General features: G+C 53.9%; 1 protein-coding gene. It reads right to left on the bottom strand.

The window, feature by feature from the left end; all coding sequences use genetic code 11:
• Positions 1–60: 60 nt before the first annotated feature.
• Positions 61–1,212, bottom strand: coding sequence for an integrase core domain-containing protein (locus CJU81_RS23490; protein ID WP_176464908.1), 1,152 nt, complete (start codon positions 1,210–1,212; stop codon positions 61–63).
• Positions 1,213–1,298: the final 86 nt, after the last annotated feature.

The raw sequence follows: 1,298 nt of genomic DNA, 5'->3' as shown, positions 1-1,298 counted from the left end.
CCCTCACTGTAGAGACCGGTAGATCCTTTACACATCTGACCGGGTACATCGTTTACACATTTACAGGCTTGAGACGCGCTTTGCACCGCGCTCAAGCCTGCCCAAAGGGTAGCTGCAAAGGTACAGATCCCAAACATCATCAGCTACCTCCCTCAACGCTACTTGCTCGCCTATCAGGGCCTCGCCCAAAAATATGTGCGAGCCCTTCCATTTGATTTCTCCGTTGCTTCGCACTCGCCTTACATCTACATCTTCTCCGTACGCCACCGCAGGCACATAGCCGGGGTAAATCCTTGACGATGAGCTGTACACCTCGGCGGGCACTTTCATGCCCAAAGCGGTGTGAGGTCTGTAGTGGTTGAAGTCATGCACGAACTCTTCAAAGAGCAACTGTTGGCGTAGCAGATTGTCGGCTACAGGCTGTAGTACAGCGGCTTTCAAGGTACGGTGCATGCGCTCGTGCCGACCGTTTTGATCCGGGCGCCCGGGCTTGATTGTTTCCGGATAAATTCCCAGTCGGATAAACCATACCGACAGGCTCGATAGCCGCGCCAAGCCAGTTGAGGCGAACGGCGAACCATTGTCGGTTCGTATCACATCAGGCATCCCATACTCCCTGAATGCCCACTCAAAGCCTTGCCGCGCAGGTTCGGTGTGAGTGCCAAGAAGACCTTTGCAGAGCAGTAGATAGCGGCTGGCGTGGTCCGTAATGGTCAGGGGATAGCACCAACGATTGTCCTTGGTTCTGAACTGACCTTTGAAATCGGCGCACCAGGTTTGGTTGGGCTCATTGGCCTCGCGTAACTTGACCGAGCTATGAGGACGGGGATGAGCGCGTTTGCGAGGCAATACGAGTCCAGCTTTTTTGAGCCATAACCCGGCGGTACTCGCAGCAGGCCAGACAATCTCAGGCTCTGCATTTCGCAAACGCTGGATCAGCTGTTTGGGGCCGCGATCCAGATGCTCGGCTTTCTTTTCGAGCAACCTGCTGATGATCTCATCGCTGGTTTGATGCGGGCAGTGGTGGGGCTTGCGGGATAGCTCTTTGAGACCGTCAGGGCCTAGAGCTGCATACCTGCTTAGCCATTTATCAACCGTGGGGCGGCTGATGCCATGAAGGCGACTCAATTGGCTTTTGCTGTAATTACCGCTAAGCCAGTCACTGATTAATTTAACTCGCTGATCCATTACGGACTCTCGTTTCCAGGGCATGCTCAGTACCTCCTGACCATGATTAATACCTGTAAACGATGTACCCGGTCTTAAACGTAAACGATGTACCCGGTTTCTACCCACCC

Origin of the sequence: Pseudomonas fragi, from assembly GCF_002269505.1 — a bacterium.
Lineage (GTDB): Bacteria > Pseudomonadota > Gammaproteobacteria > Pseudomonadales > Pseudomonadaceae > Aquipseudomonas > Aquipseudomonas fragi_D.
This window is presented reverse-complemented; position numbering and strand designations above follow the sequence as displayed.